Source organism: Buttiauxella gaviniae ATCC 51604 (assembly GCF_001654835.1).
Taxonomy (GTDB): Bacteria; Pseudomonadota; Gammaproteobacteria; order Enterobacterales; family Enterobacteriaceae; genus Buttiauxella; species Buttiauxella gaviniae.
Map to the genome: position 1 here is coordinate 61,832 of NZ_LXEP01000006.1, position 19,737 is coordinate 81,568.

At 51.2% G+C, this 19,737-nt stretch carries 17 protein-coding genes; 9 read left to right on the forward strand and 8 right to left on the reverse strand.

Annotated features, from left to right (window positions below; translation table 11 throughout):
• Positions 1–24: 24 nt before the first annotated feature.
• The 3 genes from btsR to apbC all read right to left on the reverse strand — a co-directional run bounded on the left by btsR (position 25) and on the right by apbC (position 4,117).
• Entirely contained in the window at positions 25–753 is a 729-nt protein-coding gene (gene btsR, locus M977_RS03980) for a two-component system response regulator BtsR (protein WP_064512389.1), read from the reverse strand.
• Positions 747–2,435, reverse strand: coding sequence for a sensor histidine kinase (locus M977_RS03985; RefSeq protein ID WP_064512390.1), 1,689 nt, complete (start codon positions 2,433–2,435; stop codon positions 747–749). The genes btsR and M977_RS03985 overlap by 7 nt, the downstream gene beginning before the upstream one ends.
• Positions 2,436–3,004: 569 nt before the next feature.
• Entirely contained in the window at positions 3,005–4,117 is a 1,113-nt protein-coding gene (gene apbC / locus M977_RS03990) for an iron-sulfur cluster carrier protein ApbC (RefSeq protein ID WP_064512392.1), read from the reverse strand.
• Positions 4,118–4,272: 155 nt separating this feature from the next.
• Here apbC and metG point away from each other — a divergent pair, with 155 nt between their 5' ends.
• The 6 genes from metG to M977_RS04020 all read left to right on the forward strand — a co-directional run bounded on the left by metG (position 4,273) and on the right by M977_RS04020 (position 11,612).
• Positions 4,273–6,315: a methionine--tRNA ligase gene (metG, locus tag M977_RS03995; RefSeq protein ID WP_074391980.1), complete on the forward strand. Its 2,043-nt coding sequence runs from the start codon at positions 4,273–4,275 to the stop codon at positions 6,313–6,315.
• Between the two features lie 191 nt (positions 6,316–6,506).
• Positions 6,507–7,442 carry a TauD/TfdA dioxygenase family protein gene (locus M977_RS04000; protein WP_064512397.1) on the forward strand — a complete coding sequence of 312 codons (936 nt, stop codon included), beginning with the start codon at positions 6,507–6,509 and terminating at the stop codon, positions 7,440–7,442.
• 23 nt (positions 7,443–7,465) lie between these two features.
• Positions 7,466–8,797: an ABC transporter substrate-binding protein gene (locus M977_RS04005; protein ID WP_064512399.1), complete on the forward strand. Its 1,332-nt coding sequence runs from the start codon at positions 7,466–7,468 to the stop codon at positions 8,795–8,797.
• Positions 8,798–8,806: 9 nt separating this feature from the next.
• A complete protein-coding gene (locus tag M977_RS04010; protein ID WP_064512401.1) occupies positions 8,807–9,712 on the forward strand; it encodes a carbohydrate ABC transporter permease in 906 nt (301 codons plus the stop codon).
• Positions 9,690–10,550, forward strand: coding sequence for a carbohydrate ABC transporter permease (locus tag M977_RS04015; protein ID WP_064512403.1), 861 nt, complete (start codon positions 9,690–9,692; stop codon positions 10,548–10,550). The genes M977_RS04010 and M977_RS04015 overlap by 23 nt, the downstream gene beginning before the upstream one ends.
• A 3-nt stretch (positions 10,551–10,553) precedes the next feature.
• A complete protein-coding gene (locus M977_RS04020) occupies positions 10,554–11,612 on the forward strand; it encodes an ABC transporter ATP-binding protein (RefSeq protein ID WP_064512404.1) in 1,059 nt (352 codons plus the stop codon).
• 83 nt (positions 11,613–11,695) lie between these two features.
• On the opposite strand, the gene M977_RS04025 is transcribed toward M977_RS04020, so the two are convergent.
• Complete coding sequence (locus tag M977_RS04025) at positions 11,696–12,916, reverse strand: MFS transporter (protein ID WP_064512406.1); 1,221 nt, start codon at positions 12,914–12,916, stop codon at positions 11,696–11,698.
• Positions 12,917–13,115: 199 nt separating this feature from the next.
• Here M977_RS04025 and ybjG point away from each other — a divergent pair, with 199 nt between their 5' ends.
• Together ybjG and deoR are read left to right on the forward strand one after the other, a co-directional pair.
• A complete protein-coding gene (ybjG, locus tag M977_RS04030; RefSeq protein WP_064512408.1) occupies positions 13,116–13,724 on the forward strand; it encodes an undecaprenyl-diphosphate phosphatase in 609 nt (202 codons plus the stop codon).
• Positions 13,725–13,795: 71 nt separating this feature from the next.
• Positions 13,796–14,560: a DNA-binding transcriptional repressor DeoR gene (gene deoR / locus M977_RS04035; protein ID WP_064512410.1), complete on the forward strand. Its 765-nt coding sequence runs from the start codon at positions 13,796–13,798 to the stop codon at positions 14,558–14,560.
• A 135-nt stretch (positions 14,561–14,695) separates the two neighbouring features.
• Here the strand turns inward: deoR and dacC are convergent, their stop codons facing one another.
• Entirely contained in the window at positions 14,696–15,901 is a 1,206-nt protein-coding gene (gene dacC / locus M977_RS04040) for a serine-type D-Ala-D-Ala carboxypeptidase (protein WP_064512412.1), read from the reverse strand.
• Between the two features lie 249 nt (positions 15,902–16,150).
• On the opposite strand from dacC, the gene M977_RS04045 reads away from it, so the two are divergent.
• The gene (locus tag M977_RS04045; protein WP_064512414.1) at positions 16,151–16,777 is read left to right on the forward strand and encodes a glutathione S-transferase family protein; all 627 of its coding nucleotides are present in this window, start codon (positions 16,151–16,153) and stop codon (positions 16,775–16,777) included.
• A 4-nt stretch (positions 16,778–16,781) separates the two neighbouring features.
• Here the strand turns inward: M977_RS04045 and M977_RS04050 are convergent, their stop codons facing one another.
• The 3 genes from M977_RS04050 to M977_RS04060 form a co-directional block, all read right to left on the reverse strand.
• Complete coding sequence (locus tag M977_RS04050) at positions 16,782–17,900, reverse strand: PQQ-dependent sugar dehydrogenase (protein WP_064512416.1); 1,119 nt, start codon at positions 17,898–17,900, stop codon at positions 16,782–16,784.
• 102 nt (positions 17,901–18,002) lie between these two features.
• The gene (locus M977_RS04055) at positions 18,003–18,386 is read right to left on the reverse strand and encodes a biofilm formation regulator BssR (RefSeq protein WP_064512418.1); all 384 of its coding nucleotides are present in this window, start codon (positions 18,384–18,386) and stop codon (positions 18,003–18,005) included.
• A gap of 142 nt (positions 18,387–18,528) precedes the next feature.
• Positions 18,529–19,737, reverse strand: a complete 1,209-nt coding sequence (locus M977_RS04060) for a serine hydrolase domain-containing protein (protein WP_064512420.1) — start codon at positions 19,735–19,737, stop codon at positions 18,529–18,531.

Below are 19,737 nucleotides of genomic sequence, written 5' to 3' on the forward strand. Positions count from 1 at the left end.
TACATAAAACTATATCGTTTTAAACTAGACCGCTTTCAACCCCAGCGCTTCTTTCAGGCTCTTTAAATAACGCCGACTCACCGGGACTGACTGCCCGTCACGCAGCATCAATTCGGCTTGCCCGCCATCTTCAAAGCGGATCTCTTTGAGATGCACCATATTGACCAGGTATTGACGATGGCAGCGCACCAGCGGCGTGCGGCTCTCAAGGGTGCGCAACGTCAGTTCGGTAAAGCCTTCAGCGCCAAGGGCATTGGTGACATATACCCCGCTCATGCGGCTACTGGCATACATCACTTCTTCCATCTGGAGCAGGTAAATCCGGCTCTGCCCGGTACAAGGGATGAATTTGAGATCTTCCTGGTTTGGCTCAAGCAGCGTCATATCCTGATTGACGCGCTCATGGCGCAAACGGTGTAGGGTTTTCTCCAGCCGTTTGCTGTCTATTGGTTTAAGTAAATAGTCGAACGCATGTTCTTCAAAAGCCTGCACCGCGTACTCGTCAAAGGCAGTGAGAAATACGATGTAGGGGCGCTGTTCAGGATCAAGCATGCCCACCATTTCCAGCCCACTGATGCGCGGCATCTGGATATCAAGAAACACCACGTCCGGATGCAAGCGATGCACCGCGCCAATGGCTTCCACCGCATTACCACACTCCCCCACGACTTCAATGTCTGGTTCGTTTTGCAGCATGATGCGTAAATTCTCACGCGCCAGCGGTTCATCATCGACAATCAGCACTTTTAACATGGGGTTTCCTCCAGAGGTAAACGTAGGGTAATACGGGTAAATCGGTCTGACTCAGAATCCACTTTAATACCGCAGTCATCGCCGTATCGGGCGCGCAGACGTTTATCTACAAGACTCATCCCAAGTCCACTGGAGGTGTTTTTTTCCTGATATAAACCGGCGTTGTCTTCAATAGAAAGCTGCAAATACTCGCCATTCTGGCAGGCATTAACCGTCACCTCCCCGACGCCAAGCAACTGCGAAGTGCCGTGCTTAATGGCATTTTCAACAATGGGTTGCAGAGTGAAAGCCGGTAACTGTACCTGCGACAGTGCCTGAGGAACATTCAGTTGCACGCGTAATCGTGACTGAAAACGCGCCTGTTCGATTTGCAGATAAGCATTCACATGTTCAATTTCATCGGCAAGCGTCACTATCTCGCTTGGGCGCTTTAAATTTTTACGGAAGAAGGTCGAGAGATATTGCACCAGTTGGCACGCTTGTTCATTATCCCGGCGAATAACGGCCACCAGCGTATTTAATGCGTTAAACAGGAAGTGCGGGTTCACCTGCGCGTGCAGAAGCTTGATCTCTGACTGCGTTAGCATCTGCTTCTGGCGTTCATACTGCCCCGCCAGAATCTGGGCTGAGAGCAGCTGCGCGATGCCTTCGCCCAGCGTGCGGTTAATCGAACTGAACAAACGGTTTTTCGCTTCATAAAGTTTAATGGTGCCAATCACGCGGCTATTTTCACCGTACAGAGGGATAACAAGCGTCGAACCGAGTTTGCAATGCGGGTGCAGTGAACAACGGTACGGCACTTCATTGCCGTCGGCATAGACCACTTCACCGCGTTCAATTGCTTGCCAGGTATATTCAGACGAGATCGGGCTGCCTGGTAAATGATGGTCGGCACCGATGCCAGTAAACGCAAGCAGCTTCTCGTGATCGGTAATAGCAACGGCTCCGATATCCAACTCCAGATGGAGCACCTGCGCCACTTTCATACTGTTTTCCTGGTTAAAACCTCCGCGCAGAATCCCTTCTGTCGAGGCCGCAACTTTTAACGCGGTTGCCGAGAATGCCGAGGTGTATTTCTCAAACATCGCGCGCTTGTCGAGCAAAATACGCATAAATAACGCAGCACCCACGGTGTTGGTTATCATCATCGGAGCGGCGATACTTTTCACCAGATTCAATGCATCGGCAAACGGGCGAGCAATCAACAAAATAATGCCCATCTGGAAGAATTCAGCCAGCAGTGTAATACCGCCTGCGGTCAGCGGATTAAACAACAAATCGCTGCGCCCACGACGAATCAGCAAACGGTGCAGCAGCCCACCAAGTAGCCCTTCTACAATGGTGGAAACCATGCAACTTAGCGCGGTCATGCCTCCCATCGAATAACGATGCAGCCCGCCGGTTAAACCCACTAGCCCGCCAACCAGCGGCCCACCGAGCAACCCGCCCATTACCGCACCAATCGCCCGTGTATTTGCGATAGAGTCGTCGATATGCAGGCCAAAATAGGTGCCCATAATGCAGAAGATGGAGAACGTGACGTAGCAGAGTAATTTGTGTGGTAAACGTACTGTGACCTGCATCAGCGGGATAAACAGCCGCGTTTTACTCATCAACCAGGCGATAACCAGGTAGACGCACATCTGCTGAAGCAGCAGTAACACCAGGTTAAACTCGTACATTGCGCCCGCCATTGAGTGTTAAACGGCGCGTAACATACAACGATGTGGCTTAACTTTCTTTGAAGGGATTCAATAATTTTTGATTTTGGGAATAAATATCCCTCACCCCGGCAATTTTGTCAGGTTGAGCTCTGTAAGCCTCGCAGGTTTTCCGTTCACCCGTGCGTTCAGTTATCTCTTTCATTCCCGAAAACGGTGAACGTGCCAGTGGGATAACGACATCCCCCCTGGCGACCCCGTCGCCCGGTGATTAAATTGCCGCTGCGCGGTAAACCCCAGCTTATCCCCAACGTTCAGAGTCGTTCGCGAATGTTGGGCAAAAAACGGTGTTTACCGCTTGCGGCTATTGATTTGCCGGGAGTCTGGGTTCTAGGGTGACGACGGTGGTCACCCTAAGACGTTCACCGGTTCGGTAGCGACATAAACACACTGTCGTTTGGTGAACGGAACCTTCTCCGGATTGGCAGGCCCCTCTTCAAAGTTGTAACTAAGAGACAGCTCCCAAGAGAGGGCTACAAAGTTTGCTCCTTCTCCCTGAGGGAGAAGGTCGGGATGAGGGTGGTTTTAAATTACACCGCTCTGAACGCAATATCCGCTGGGATCACTTCACCGTCCCAATAAAGCTGCGCTGCAACGCTACCCGCCAGTTGACGGTAGATAGCTGTGAACTCGCTTTCAGGACGATTGATAACCGTTGGCTTACCGGCATCAAGATCTTCACGCAGAGTAATGTGCAGCGGCAACTGGCCCAGTAATCTGGTGTGGTATTGATCCGCCAGTTTCTGCGCCCCGCCGGTACCGAAAATCGGCTCATTGTGACCGCAGTTGCTGCAAATATGCATGCTCATGTTTTCGACGATACCCAGCACTGGCACATCGACTTTCTCAAACATCACAATGCCTTTACGGGCGTCAATCAACGCAATATCTTGCGGCGTGGTCACAACAACAGCACCCGTTACTGGAATATTTTGCGCAAGCGTCAGTTGAATATCACCAGTGCCTGGCGGCATATCCAGCACCAGATAATCTAAATCTGGCCACATGGTTTCTTGCAGCATCTGCAACAGTGCCTTGCTGGCCATCGGCCCACGCCACACCATGGCGTTTTCGTCGGTCACCAGATAACCAATGGAGTTGGTTGCCAGTCCGTGCGCAAGAATTGGCGTCATATGCGTGCCGTCGGGAGACGTTGGGCGTTCGTGTTCCGCACCCAGCATCGTTGGGATAGACGGGCCATAAATATCCGCATCCAGAATCCCGACTTTCGCCCCTTCGGCGATGAGCGCCAGTGCCAGGTTCACCGCAGTACTCGACTTGCCAACCCCGCCTTTACCTGAAGTCACTGCAATAATGTTCTTCACACCATTAATGCCGGGGTGATTTTTCACACGCTTTAAGGTGGCAATGTTGTGGCTGAGTTTCCAGTCCACCGCTTTCGCCCCAGTAATGCGTAACAAATCCGAACTGCACTGCTCTTGCAAGGCTTCAAAACCGCTGCGCCAAACGAATGGCATCAACAGCTCAACATGCAGCGTGTCGTCTAACATCGCGACATGATGCAGTGCTTTAAGCGCGGTCAGATTATGTTTGAGGGTTGGGTGCTGAAAATTGGCCAGTGTCCCGGCGACCATAGCGCGTAGCTGCTCGGGGGAACGACTTGACGGGGATTGCGAATTCATCCCGGCTCCTTATGTTTTTATTGTCGGACATTGCAGTTTGTTAAGCATACCAGAACCCGCCAGGCGCGATAAAATTTCCTTGTTCAGCTTGTGTGGTTTACCACAAGGCGGCTCTCAGTTAACATCTAAGGCCCTTTTCTATTTATGAAGATGCAATTTCTACTATGGCTCATACCGCGAAAAAATTATTGGTAACGTGCGCACTTCCGTACGCTAACGGCTCAATCCACCTTGGTCACATGCTGGAGCACATCCAGGCTGACGTCTGGGTCCGTTACCAACGAATGCGCGGAAACACGGTCAACTTCATCTGCGCGGACGATGCACACGGTACACCTATCATGCTGAAAGCACAGCAGTTAGGTATCACACCAGAGCAGATGATTGCCGAAATGAGTCAGGAGCATCAGACTGATTTTGCTGGCTTTAACATCAGCTATGATAACTATCACTCCACGCATAGCGACGAAAACCGCGAGCTGGCAACGCTGATTTATGGCCGCCTGAAAGAGAACGGTTTCATTAAAAACCGTACTATTTCTCAGCTTTTCGACCCGGAAAAAGGCATGTTCCTGCCTGACCGTTTCGTAAAAGGCACCTGCCCGAAATGTAAAGCACCGGACCAGTACGGCGATAACTGCGAAGTTTGTGGCGCAACTTACAGCCCAACCGAGCTGATTAACCCGCAATCTGTTGTTTCTGGCGCAACGCCTGTCATGCGTGATTCCGAGCACTTCTTCTTTGATTTGCCATCGTTTAGCGAAATGCTGCAAGCCTGGACCCGTTCTGGTGCGCTGCAAGAGCAAGTGGCGAACAAAATGCAGGAGTGGTTCGAGTCTGGTCTGCAACAGTGGGATATCTCCCGTGATGCGCCTTACTTCGGCTTCGAAATTCCTGATGCACCGGGCAAATATTTCTACGTCTGGCTGGACGCGCCAATTGGTTACATGGGTTCATTCAAGAACCTGTGCGACAAACGCGGCGACACCACAAGCTTTGACGAATACTGGAAGCAAGATTCCACTACCGAGCTGTATCACTTCATCGGTAAAGACATCGTTTATTTCCATAGCCTGTTCTGGCCAGCCATGCTGGAAGGTAGCGGTTTCCGCAAGCCAACCAACCTGTTTGTTCACGGCTACGTGACGGTAAACGGCGCGAAGATGTCCAAATCTCGCGGCACGTTCATTAAGGCGAGCACCTGGTTGAACCACTTTGATGCCGATAGCCTGCGTTACTACTACACCGCGAAGCTCTCTTCACGTATCGACGATATCGACCTTAACCTGGAAGATTTCGTGCAGCGCGTGAACAGCGACATCGTCAACAAAGTGGTTAACCTGGCATCGCGTAACGCCGGCTTTATCGCCAAGCGCTTTGACGGCCAACTGTCTGCTGAAATCGCTGACCCGGCGCTGTACAAAACCTTTACCGATGCGGCGCAGTCAATTGGTGAAGCGTGGGAAAGCCGTGAATTCGGTAAAGCCGTGCGTGAAATTATGGCGCTGGCAGACGTGGCAAACCGTTATGTCGACGAACAAGCGCCGTGGGTTGTGGCAAAACAGGAAGGCCGCGATGCTGACCTGCAAGCTATCTGCACCATGGGTATTAACCTGTTCCGCGTACTGATGACCTGGCTGAAACCAGTTATTCCAACGCTTGCTGAACGTGCTGAAGCATTCCTGAACTGCGAACTGAGCTGGGATAGCATCAATACACCGTTGCTGAACCACAAAGTGAATACTTTCAAAGCGCTGTATAACCGCATTGAGATGAAGCAGGTTGAATCACTGGTCGAAGCGTCAAAAGAAGAAGTGAAAGCGGCTGCCGCTCCGGTGACTGGCCCACTGGCTGATGACCCGATTGCAGAAACCATCGCGTTTGATGATTTCGCTAAAGTGGACCTGCGTGTTGCGCTGATTGAAAAAGCAGAATTTGTTGAAGGTTCTGACAAGCTGCTGCGACTGACGCTGGACCTTGGCGGCGAGAAACGTGATGTGTTCTCCGGCATTCGTTCTGCTTATCCAGATCCAGCCGCACTGGAAGGCCGTTTGACCATTATGGTGGCAAACCTGGCACCGCGTAAAATGCGCTTCGGCATCTCGGAAGGGATGGTGATGGCGGCAGGTCCTGGCGGGAAAGATATCTTCCTGTTAAGCCCGGATAGCGGTGCGCAAGCGGGTATGGCAGTTAAGTAATCGCATATCAGTAAAATCTTTAATGGCTCCCATCACCGGGGGCCATTTTTATTTCCCACCAAGGGTATATATCTAAAAATCAACTAAGCTTTCCCACCACCAAATTTTTAAGTTATGCAGAATGGTTCTTTTAGTTATTGATTTGTAATTTTTATACTGCGGACTCACTTCATCATTAATGGTCCGCCACTATGACATTTCATTCTTCACATCCTGACGTTGAATTTAAAAATCTGACTATTCGCCGCGTTGCCGGAAATATTGGCGCTGAGATTGTTGACTTCAAAATAACACCTGACATCAATGAAAATATATTTTCACAAATAGAAGCTGCTCTGGTGAAATATAAAGTTCTCTTTTTCCGTAAGCAGACACAATTAAATGACGAATCTCACCAGGCATTTGGTGCACGATTTGGCAAAGTGGTTGCACACCCTACCGTTCCGGCGCCTACCGGCACCAAACTCTTCGAACTGGATGCCTCAAAAGGCGGAGGTAGAGCGGATTCCTGGCATACCGATGTCACCTTCGTTGAGGCCTTCCCAAAAATTTCTATTTTACGTGGCGTGAAAATTCCTGAATACGGCGGCGATACCGTATGGGCAAATACCGCGACGGCTTATGAAAACCTGCCTGAAGAGTTAAAGCGCTTTGCTGAAAGCCTGAGAGCGGTGCACAGCAATGATTATGACTATGGCGCAGACCGTATTGTGGCCGAACAGCAGCGCCTGGATCATCACCGTAAAGTCTTTGTTTCTGCGGTTTATGAGGCAGAGCATCCGGTTGTCCATGTGCACCCTGTCAGTGGCGAAAAAGCACTGCTGCTCGGGCATTTCTTCAAACGTTTATCTGGCTTTAGCAGCCGTGAATCAGCACGCCTGTTTGAGCTGCTGCAAAACCGTGTCATCCAACTGGAAAACACCGTGCGCTGGCAGTGGCAGCAAGATGACGTAGTGATTTGGGATAACCGGGCCACCCAGCATTACGCGGTCAATGATTACGGTACGCAACCGCGCCTCGTACGCCGCGTCACCATTGAGGGCGATGCCGCTGTTGCCGTTGATGGCAGCCGTAGCCGCACCTTGAGCCGCCCGGACGCGCAATCTCCCGTCAGCGAAGTGGCCTAAGCCGCGAAATAAAAAGGAAGAGAATGATGCAACGTCGGGATTTATTGAAAGCGATGGCGGCCTTCGGGGTTTATGCGATGGTACCGTCTTTTGCACGCGGCGCTAATGGTGCCAAAAAGTATGATGGCGTGACGCTGAATGTCTCGACGTTTAGCACCGCCTACCCCACTTTACTGCGCCAGTGGCTACCGGAATTTGAAGCGTTGACCGGGGCGAAAGTGAACTTCGATACGCCTGCATTTCCGGTTTATAACCAGCGAGCAGATCTCGAGTTGTCCACCAAAGGTTCCGCCTACGACGTGGTCAACGTGACCTTTATCTACACCAGCCGCTGGATAAACTCCGGCTGGTTAACGCCGCTGGATGAATTTATCGCCAACCCAAACCTGACCAGTGCCGAGTGGGATGTGCACGACTTCCTGGCCGGCGGCCTGGGGCCGGAAACCGGGCGGGATGGCAAACTTTACGGCATTCCGTGGGTACTCGAAGGGATGCTATCAGGCGCCTCGCGCTTTGATTTGGTGACACAAGCCGGGCTCAAATACCCTGATACCACCGACGATCTGGTTAAGGTTTTCCAGGCCGTCAATAAAAAGGAACGTGTGTCGGCTTATGTGACCGATAGCCATTACGGCTGGACGTTCATTCCTTATCTGCAAGCGTTTGGCGGCAACGTATTCCGCAATCCGCCTGACGACCTATTCCCGACACTTGATACCCCAGAGGCTATCGCCGCAGCGGACTATTTTGCACGACTTATCCGCGAGTTTGGCCCGAACGGTGGCCTGACTTACACCGCTGATCAATCGACTCAGGCATTAAAATTAGGACGCGTTAATTTCTCCGACTCAAGCCAGGCCTACCTTGCACAGCTTGGCGACCCGGCGTCTTCACGGACATTAAAAACCGTGAATTTCGGCCAATTGGTACAAGGGCCTGCGGGGCGCTTCCCGGGAATGGCGGTACACGCTCTGGGCATCCCTGCCGGTTCGAAAAATAAAGAAGCCGCGTGGGCATTTATTCAGTGGGCGCTTTCTAAGCAAACCACGCAACGTGCGGTTCAGGCGGGGTATGGTTCGCCAACACGCCGGAGCGATATTGATTCCCAGGCCTATCGCAGCAAGCAAATTATCAACGGTGTCGATTTGGCTCAGCTTTCGCTCAGCGCCATTGAACGTGCAGCCCAGGGTGGCTACATGAAATACCGCACAGTGGATGTTTATCCTCAGGTTGACCAGCAGCTTAATAAGGCTATCGCGTTGATTATTTCGGGTCAGCTTTCAGCGAAACAAGCAATGCAGCAAGCTCAAACTGCGTCGATTGCCGATCTCAAACGCTCGGGTGCGAAAATCTAAGGAGCCTTGATGAAGGGTAAAACCAACTGGCGTAGCCAACAGCGTAACGCCTGGCTGGCCGGGTTAATGCCGTCAATTATTTTGCTGGTGGTGATTACGTTATTACCGGCGATGGCATTAGTTATTACCAGCCTGACACCGTTAAGCCTGACTAATCCCCAGGAAACATTTAATTTTAGCGACCCGTTAATTAATTACCGGCAACTTCTCGAGGACCCACGTTTTCTTAATTCTATTATTACGCAAATAAAATTATCGGTAGTCAGCGTGTTATTCCAGGTGATTATTGGGCTGGGTTTAGCGTTGCTATTAAATGGTGCATCAACGTGGTTGCATACCGCCAGGACATTATTTTTGATTCCCATGGTGCTCCCACCTATTATCGTGGCGCTTATCTGGAAAATCATTTACACGCCGGATATTAGCCCGCTACATCAAGTCTTAGAGCTATGGGGAATCACCCTCAATTCGCTGATTGCCAATCCTGCAACGGCATTATGGGCGATTGCGGTGGCGGATATCTGGCAGTGGTTCCCGTTTACCATGTTAATGGTGCTCGCGGCTTTGCAGATGATCCCCCGCGACCCGCTAGAAGCCGCAAGTCTGGACGGCGCGCGTGCACATAATATCTTCCGCTATATCGTGCTGCCATACATCAAACCGGTGTTGGTGGTCTGCGCCCTCTTCCGGCTTATCGACAGCTTTAAAGCCTTCCCGCTGATTTACATTTTGACCGATGGCGGGCCAGGCACAGTCACTGAAGTCACCAACTATTACGGCTTCATTCAGGCATTTAATTTCTCGTACTGGGGCTATGGCAGCGCGATCGCCGTGGTGATTCTTGTCGGGGTATTTGTCCTGAGCTATATCATTGGCAAAGCGGGGTGGAGCGATGAGCGAAAAACTAGCGCTTGAACAAGTTTCTGGCAGCACCCGGCGCAGAAAGTCATTTCGTCTGCGCGGCAGTCGGGAAGTCGCGACCTGGCTATTACTGTTGGCGGTGCTTTCCCCCTTCCTGTGGATGGTGGTGATGGCCTTTCGACCGGCTATTGAGGTGTTTGATCTCACGCTGTGGTTTACCCCGACGCTTGATGCCTTTCGCGCACTCTGGCAGGGGAATTTTCTCCATTCTTTTGGTAACAGTCTGCTGGTAAGTACGCTATCAACAGGACTTTCGCTAGTCATCGGCGTTCCCGCAGCATGGGTATTAACACGCTGGCAATTCCCCGGGCGCAGATACGTTGCACTCTGGATTCTGGTGACCCGTATGGCACCGCCCATCGCGTTCACCATCCCCTTTTATCTCGCCTGGCGCTGGTTAGGTTTGCAGGACACGGTCATCGGGCTGGCGATTGTCTATCTCACCTTCAACCTGGCGATTGTTATCTGGCTGATGCAGACCTTTTTTGCAGCCGTCCCTCCAGCTTTAGAAGAGGCGGCCTGGCTTGATGGCTGTTCTATATGGCGAACATTCTGGACCATAACGCTACCACTTGTGGCTCCAGGCTTAGCGGCGACCGCCATTCTGTGTTTTATTTTTTCGTGGAACGATTTCTTCTATGCCTTGATCCTGACTCGCACGCAGGCCGTCACGGCACCGGTGGCTATCGTCAATTTTCTCCAGTACGAAGGATGGGAGTGGAGCAAAATAGCGGCCAGTGGCACGCTGGTGATGCTGCCAGTTGTGGCATTTACGCTGCTGGTGCGCCGCTATCTTGTTCACGGCCTGACTGCTGGCGGTCTCAAGGATTAAATCATGGCAACGATTACGTTAAGCAATATTCATAAACGTTATGAAGATAACGTGATAATCAACGGGCTGGAATTAACTATTCGCGAAGGCGAGTTTGTCGCACTGGTTGGCCCTTCTGGATGCGGGAAATCCACTCTGCTGCGCATGATTGCTGGGCTTGAAAGCATTACCGACGGTGAGATAGCGCTCGATGGTGAAATCGTTAACGATATTTCTCCGCAAGAGCGAAATATCGCGATGGTGTTCCAGAACTATGCGTTATATCCGCATATGACCGTGGCAGAGAACATGGGGTTTTCGCTCAAGATGCAGGGCGTAGCAAAACTGCTGATTGATGAACGCGTCGCTCAGTTGGCACAAACTCTGGGTTTATCCTCGTTGCTCAAGCGAAAACCTGGCCAGCTTTCTGGCGGTCAGCGTCAGCGTGTGGCCATGGGGCGAGCTATTTTGCGCAACCCACGCGTGTTCCTTTTTGACGAACCGTTGTCAAACCTTGACGCCAAGCTGCGGGTCGAGATGCGAACGGAAATTAAAGCGCTGCACCAGCGCCTGAACGCCACCATGGTTTATGTGACTCATGATCAAGTCGAAGCGATGACGATGGCCGACAGGATTGTGGTACTCAAAGACGGGGTCATCGAGCAAGTCGGGACGCCACTTGAGCTGTACGATCGCCCACGCAATGCATTTGTCGCCGGGTTTATTGGCTCCCCTTCCATGAATTTACTAAGCGGCATAGTCGACCGTGAATCGGTGGTCACCGATGATGGTTTGCGTCTGCCGTTAGCCAACGTGCCTGCTGGCGTACAGGGGCAACGAGTCTTGTATGGCGTGCGGCCAGAGCATTTCTCTCAGGTTTCACAAGGAGGCGTGGTGGCAGAAGTGAATGTCGTAGAACCCACAGGTGCGGAAACACAGATTGCCCTTAATATCGGCAATCAAAAGGCGATTGCCGTCTTCAGAGACAGGATACAAACAAAACCGGGGAGTGAAATGCGCTTACTGCCAAACGTTCAGCTAACGCATCTGTTTGATGAGCACAGCGGCACACGGATTAATTAGTGCTGACGTTCAGGGGAACAGTACAGAACCATTCCCCTGAACGTGACGAATCCTCAATGGCCCTTAACCTCAAGCCCGGAAAATTACACATCCGTTCTGTTGCCGACCGTCTTATCTTTTAAGAACACAAACATCAAACCTAACCAAATCACGCCGCCCAGCAAATTCAACAGGCTGAACAAACCGTTACCGCCGAACAGATAGGCATGTTTGCTTACTTCGATACCCACGGTGAAGATAAACATCTGTAACATCCCCATCGCCGCCGAAACGGTGCCTTTGCTCATATCACTGGCAAACAATGTCAGACGCACCAGTCCTGCGTTGGCAAGGCCAATACCAAATGCGTAGATACTCAATCCAGCCGTCATCCACAAATAAGCATGTGTTGACGCCACGGTCGCCACTGCGGCGACGACCAGCCCTGGTACAATCCACCAGCCGCCCATGATAATCAGCGAACGCACGCTACGACGAGAAGTTAACCGCGCCAGCACCAGGTTGCCGATAATCAATGCGCCAAAAATTGGCACCTGCAACAAGCCGTACTCATAGGTCGAAAGCTTTTCACCGCTAATAATGATGATCGGCGATTGCGCAATCCACGCCAGAAGCGGCAGGCTAACAAAACCGATGGCCAGCGCTCCCGCCACAAAGCGCCCATTCTTGAGCACCAGCTTGTAGTCGTGGCCCAAATCTCGCAGTGAGAGCTTTTCGCCCAAACGCGTCGCGGTTTCCGGCATTGCGCGATGCAGACCGAAGAATGAGAATGCCGCCAGTGCCGCGAACAACACAAACATCGTTTCCCATGGCGCGTAGTGAATCCATGCAGCCCCAACCAACGGGCCGAGCAGCGGCGCAATCAACGCAACGTTCGCCATCAACGCGGTGATTTTGATACACACCGCCTCTTCGAAAGATTCCTGAATTGCCGCGTAACCCACCGCGCCAATAAAGCACAGGCTAACGCCCTGCAAGAAACGCAGGATGGTGAACTGCTCAATGTTTTGTGCCAGAAGTGTTGCGAGGCAAGTGACGATAAACCACACCACGCCAGTCAACATCACCGGACGGCGACCAATTCGGTCCGACAGCGGCCCAAGCAGCCACTGTAAAAACATGCCTCCAGCCAGATACGCGGTCATGGAGGTCGGTACCCATTCGATTCCCGCGTTGTATTGTTCGACAACCGCCAGCATGCCTGGCTGGATCATGTCGTTGCCGATATACGTAGAAAATTCATAGAGCACCAGACACAGCGGGAATAGCAGTGCCTGGCGACCCAGTCGCTTATTATTTTGCATGAGAAACTCAAGAGAGAAGAAAACGCGCGAATTGTAATAAATTGGCATCGCGGTAGATAGTGAATTGTTATTTAAGCAGAGCAATCGTTCAGTTGTTTAAGGTTTTCTTAAGAAGCTCAAAGTAGGCTGTCGTCCTATGGTCACGATGCATGGTGTACGGCATCATCTTCAACCGGCTGATAAAGGAACCAAAATAGATATGATCGAACAACTCAATCAGACACTTTTTTTGCTGATTAATGCCACACCTGACTCACCTGAGTGGCTGATTAAGCTCGCCATTTTTATCGCGAAAGATTTAATTAATATTGTGCCGTTGTTGATTGCCATTCTCTGGCTATGGGGGCAACGCCGCCATATGAGCGCCCAACGTGCAGTGGTGATTAAAACTGCACTGGCGATTCTCATCAGCGTTTCGCTGTCGTGGATTATTGGCCATAGCTTCCCGCATGACCGCCCGTTCGTGACAGGATTTGGCTATAACTTCCTGCACCATGCGCCGGATGACTCATACCCAAGCGACCATGGCACGGTAATTTTCACCTTCGCGCTGGCGTTTTTGTTCTGGCACCGTGTGTGGTCGGGCGTGGTGTTATTTGTGATTGGTTGTGCGATTGCCTGGTCGCGTGTTTATCTCGGCGTGCACTGGCCGTTGGATATGCTCGGTGGTTTGCTGGTGGGCCTGTGTTCTTGTTTACTGGCTCAAATGGCATGGAACTGGTTCGGGATGCAACTTCACGCACGCCTGCATCAGGCTTATCGATTCTGTTTTGCCCTGCCTATCCGCAAAGGCTGGGTGCGTGACTAACTGTTTTTGCAAAGGTAAGATGCGTTAATCGAAACCCGGCGATGCCGGGTTTTTCATATTCAGAGGGCATCATGGAAACCCGGCGCGACGAACGCATCAACCGCCTCATTCAGGCGCTTAAACGCAGCGACAAAATTCATCTTAAAGAGGCTTCGGCGCTACTCGGTGTCTCTGAAATGACCATTCGCCGCGACCTCAACAGTGAATCCGGTCCCGTGGTGTTATTGGGCGGCTATGTGGTGCTCGAGCCACGTAGTGTCACCGCCAACCATTATTTGTTAAGCGATCAGAAAACCCGCCGTATTGACGAAAAGCGCCATGCTGCGCGCCTTGCAGCAGCAATGGTTCGCCCAGATCAAACTGTATTTTTTGACTGCGGTACCACCACGCCATACATCATTGAAGCGCTGGACGATGAGCTGCAATTTACCGGGGTGTGTTACTCGTTAAACACCTTCCTGGCGCTACAAGATAAGCCAGGCTGCCGGGTGATTTTGAGCGGGGGTGAGTTTCATTCCAGCAATGCGATTTTCAAGCCTATTAACTTCCAGGAGTGCCTGAACAATTTTTGCCCGGATATCGCCTTCTTCTCGGCGGCAGGCATTCACACCCGTCACGGGGCAACCTGTTTTAATCTCGATGAGCTGCCAGTAAAAAATTGGGCATTAGCGATGGCGCAACAGCGTGTGCTGGTCGTGGACAGCAGTAAATTTGGCAAAGTGCGCTCAGCCTGTATGGGACCACTTGCTGCTTTTGATTTGATTATCAGTAACGAAGAGCCTGACGCGGCGTTTGTTGAATTTGCCGCGTCGGAGAATATTCATCTCGAGTGGTAATAAATAAGCTATACCCAAAATAGTTTGAGATTGCAGGTAGGCGGCAAGGACGTGAATCCCCAGGAGCTTACATAAGTAAGTGACTGGGGTGAATGGCCGTAGCCAACACCCCTGCAACTCAAAATATGAAGGGTATTAGAACCAAGAACCAAACCAAGAATGAAACTTCATCAACACAAAATCCCACATCCGACTAAAGAAACCACCCTCTTCGACTGCTTCCATCACCATCAGAGGGCGCTGCTCAATTGATTTACCATTAAGCTGGAAATCGATGGTGCCAACCACCTGGCCTTTCTTGAGCGGCGCGGTAAGCTGCGGTTCGGTCAGCGAGAAACTCGCTTTCAGGTTCTTCAACTGGCCACGTGGAATAGTGACAGAGCCACCTTCCCCGGCCCCCAAATTCACTTCGCTTTTATCCCCAAACCACACGCGTTGAGTCACAAAAGTGGCATCCGGTTTAATCGGTGTAACGGTTTCAAAGAAGCGGAAACCCCACGTCAGCAACTTTTCACTTTCATTGAAACGAACTCGATCGGTTTTGGTGCCTAACACCACGGAAATCAAACGCATATCGCCAGACGTTGCCGATGCGACCAGGTTATAGCCTGCGCCTTCGGTGGTGCCGGTTTTCATCCCGTCAACGTTAAGATTGGAGCTCCACAGCAAGCGGTTACGGTTCGGCTGCTTGATGTTGTTGAAGGTGAACTCTTTCTCTTTATGGATGGCGTACTCTTCTGGCACGTCATGAATCAAAGCCCTGCCCAGCAGCGCCATATCACGTGCGGTACTGAATTGCCCAGGTGCATCGAGGCCGTGAACGGTCTTAAAGGTAGTGTTAGTCAGATTCAGTTTTTGCGCATAGTTGTTCATCAAACTGACGAAAGAATCCTGACTACCTGCCACATAATCGGCAATCGCAATGCTGGCGTCGTTACCTGACTGAATAATCACGCCTTTGTTCAGGTCTTCAACCGAGACTTTATCGCCCGGTTTTAAGAACATCAGCGACGAACCGCGCAGCGCCGGGTTGCCGGTGGCCCAGGCATCTTTGCCAATTGTGACCATATCGGTAAGCTTGATCTTATCAGCCTTGATAGCCTGCCCAACCACATAACTGGTCATCAATTTGGTCAGACTCGCCGGATCAAGTTGTGAATCCGCATTCCCTTCGGCCAACACTTTACCGCTGGCATAATCCATTAAGATCCAGGCCTTAGCATCAACTTGCGGTGCATCAGCAGTCTGTTGTTCCGCACTAACCGCAGGCGCGGCCACCAACAGCAGGGTCGTACCCGCCAGTAATGCTCGAAGCGAAGCAGGGATTTGCAAAGTTTTCATAACACCACCCAGTATCCATTCTATAAAAGTGACGACGCGCGCCGTGACTTAATGTTTCAAGTTGCCAGTAAGCTATCGCGGGAAACATCTTAATGAAACATAACGTTGGTAAAGTTTTTTAAGTTTATTCGATAACTGCGCGACTTGCCGCCACGTTGATGAGTTTTTTACCTGACGTTTAACTCACGTGCTGTTTTCTTCACCAGCGCACGGCATACTGAGGAGGAAACCAACGAATGAGGAAACAAAATGATCACTGTTTGGGGCCGAGACAATTCGACTAATGTGAAGAAAGTGCTGTGGTGCCTGGAAGAGTTAGGCGTGGAGTATCACTCAATTCCTGCTGGCGGGAAATTTGGTAAAACGCATGATGCTGAATATCTGGCGATGAATCCTAATGCGTTGGTGCCCTGCATTCATGATGATGCAACCAATCTGACGTTGTGGGAATCCAATACCATCGTGCGTTATTTGGCTGCGCAATATGGTAAAGAGTCATTGTGGGTTGCTGAACCCGCAGCCCGAGCACACGGTGAAAAGTGGATGGACTGGGCAGGAACCGCCCTCGCAGGCCCACATCGCGGCGTGTTTTTCAGCCTGGTACGAACAGCGCCTGAATTACGCGATGAAAAATTGGTAGTCAATAGCATCGCGCAGTGCAACACGCTGTTTGCCATGGTTGATGCCGAACTGGCGAAGCAGCCGTGGTTAGGTGGTGATGAGTTCGGTACCGGCGATATTGCGCTTGGCCCGAGCATTTACAACCTTCTTAATCTCGACATCCAATGGAATGACTTTCCCAATCTGCAACGTTGGTATCAGCAATTGACCCAGCGCCCGGCATTCAAGAAAGTCGTGATGATTCCGCTAAGTTAATACCTTAGGCTGATGGGCTAATTTTTAGTAATTGCCCGTCAGATTCGTCGGTCAGGACATAAAGATAGCCGTCCGGGCCGACGCGCACATCACGAATACGCGCCCCGTGGTCGTCCAGCAACCGCTTCTGATCCGTGACCTTATCGCCCGCAAGCGTCAGCTCAATCAAGTTTTTCTCTTTTAGCGCCCCAACAAATAGCTTCCCTTTCCACTGCGGGAATTTGTCGCCGTTGTAAAACGCCATGCCGCTCACCGCCGGGGAAACTTTCCAGTAATAAACAGGCTGTTCAGTGCCTGCTACGATTTCACCTTTCGCTTCAGGAATCGGCAAACCACTGTAATTAATGCCCCAGGTTGCCAGTGGCCAACCGTAGTTTTTACCGGGCTGAGATACGTTGATTTCGTCGCCCCCACGTGGACCATGCTCATTAAGCCACAGCTCGCCATTGGCGGGGTTAAACGCCAGCCCTTGTGGGTTACGGTGCCCGTAAGACCAAATTTCGCTACGAGCGCCCTGCTTACCTGCAAATGGATTGTCCTGCGGCACCTCTCCGTCTTGTGTCAGGCGCACCACTTTGCCTTGCAGCTTATCCAGATCCTGTGCGGTAGAGCGCTGGTTATTTTCACCGAGCGCGATAAACAGATAGCCTTTGCCATCAAATGCCATGCGCCCGCCAAAATGGTTGCCGGTTGAGAGTTTTGGCGCCTGGCGGAAGACCACTTTGAAATTCTCCAACCGCTGCATATTGCTACTCAACGTGCCATAACCCACGGCAGTACCCGCCTTGTCTTCACTGTTGCCTTCGGCAAAACTCAGCCAGATGCGGCGACTTTTTTCAAAGTCCGGGGCCAGAACCACATCCAGTAACCCGCCCTGTCCATGCGCCCAGACTTTCGGCACACCAACAATCGGGTCACTCATCCCTTCACCCGGCTGCCAACGGCGCAATTGCCCATCACGCAGCGTGATAAGCATCCCTTTGTTTTCAGGCAAAAAAGCTAAAGACCATGGGTGGTCGAGCTTGCTTTGTAACACCTCAACTTTGATATCTGCAGCCCAGCTGAAGCTTGCTGAAAATAATAATGTTGCGGCGATGAATGAGCGTAATGGCGACCGTGGCATAACCTTCTCCTTATCGGTATACCCGATAAGGTTAGTCTTCCAGGATTGGTAGGATGGCAATTTTACAAAAACTTAAATTGGGGGAGTCTCCTCCCCCATATATCACGACTCTACGGCCAGTTGGTGACCCATAATATCTTTCAGGCTGTTGGAAAGTTCGGACAGGCTGCTTTCCAGTCTTTCGGCATCGATGGCGATATATTGTGGGCAATCGTGACGCCCGGTCATCAGGCAAACTCCGGCAGAACACACCGCACTCATTCCCTGGTTAATACTTTCCATTTCTTGCGCTGCAAGGTGGAATTTGAGGCGTAAAGCCTTCTCACGATACTCAGTAGACAAATCAAACAGGTTATCGCGCAGATGCTCAGTTTCCATCACAGACATATAGCCTTTAGCTTTTCTCAAAGAGAGATAAGCAGCGATGTCTATTTTGGCGATAATCATCTTTTTCAAGAGATCTCGTTTGAGTGGCTCCCCATTCATGCATTTACCCTCCATGTGGTTTGAATTGATAACACACACTTATAGTATGGATAAATTTTAAGCTGACCTGTCTTTTTTGCCGTGTTTTTTGATCCCTGGCAACAACCTTTACAATGGCTAACAATTGCAGTTAAACAAGGGATTACGCAGCGGCATTGACGCTACAAGTCGCAGCCTGACGCTGCTCCTCAAGCATTTGTCGTAACACACTGTGCCCAAGGTTATTTTGCCAGGTGAAGCTGTTTTGCAGCACCACAACGGCAAAATGATTCACGCGATCAATACCTATATAGCTTGAGTAACCGCCAATATATCCCACCTGATAAGTGATGGATTGCTCGCCATAGGTATCCGTCACCCATGCAATATTGGCGGCTTCTTTATCCCGTGGATAATAGACCTGCATCGTATCGTGAATCGCTTTATCCACCGTTGCATCGCCAGTGCTGGCAAGGTGTGCTGCGGCAAAAGTCAGTAAATCGGCAGTGTCGGTATACAAACCACCCGCGCCAAGCATATTGCCGGTGAATTGCCAGTCAGGCACCACTTGCCCGCGAGGGATAAATTTCGGCTGGCTTCCCGCATGGCCAATAGCTCGTAGCGGATAGCTTTTCAGTTTTTGCGGGGTAAAACTGCTGTTATGCATCCCGAGAGGATCAAAGATCAGCGATTGCACCAGTTGATCAGCCCGCAGGCCGGTCTGGTAGCGCAGAACGTAATCGAGCACCGCATAACCCAGGTTTGAGTAACGCGGTTCGGCATTGCCCGGTTTGCTGAAGTCAGCCAGGTCTGCGACAACATCGTCACTATCAAGATGAGAATAGAAATTCTCACCGTTGCCAAGATAACGAATAAAGGCTGTCAACATTGGCAAATCCATGTTTTGCCGTGGCAAACCAGAGGTATGCGTCACCAGTTGCAGCAGCGTGATTTTTTTCGCATCACGGCTTAATGACAGCGATGGCGGCAGCAAATTTTCGAGCGTATCTGACCAGTGCAAGCGCCCCTGCGCCACTAAAACCCCGGTCGCCTCAGCAGTCATGCCTTTACTCAACGACCCCACGGCAAACAAGGTATGTTCATTGACCGGCTTATTGTGCTCGGCATCGGTGACACCAAAATGCCAATAATGGCGCTGATTGCGGGCGTCAATCACCCCCACCACCATGCCGGGTGATTGCTCCTCAACCATGGCAGGCAACCACTGGTTGATATCACGAGTTGCGGGCTCCCCGCACGCTCGCTGGGCTTTTTGCGGCACTTCAGCCTCAGGAGCAACATTCGACAGCGTTCCACATCCCGCCAGCATAAAACCGAGCAGCAGCGTACTCAGGCGACGGGGCGAATTCAT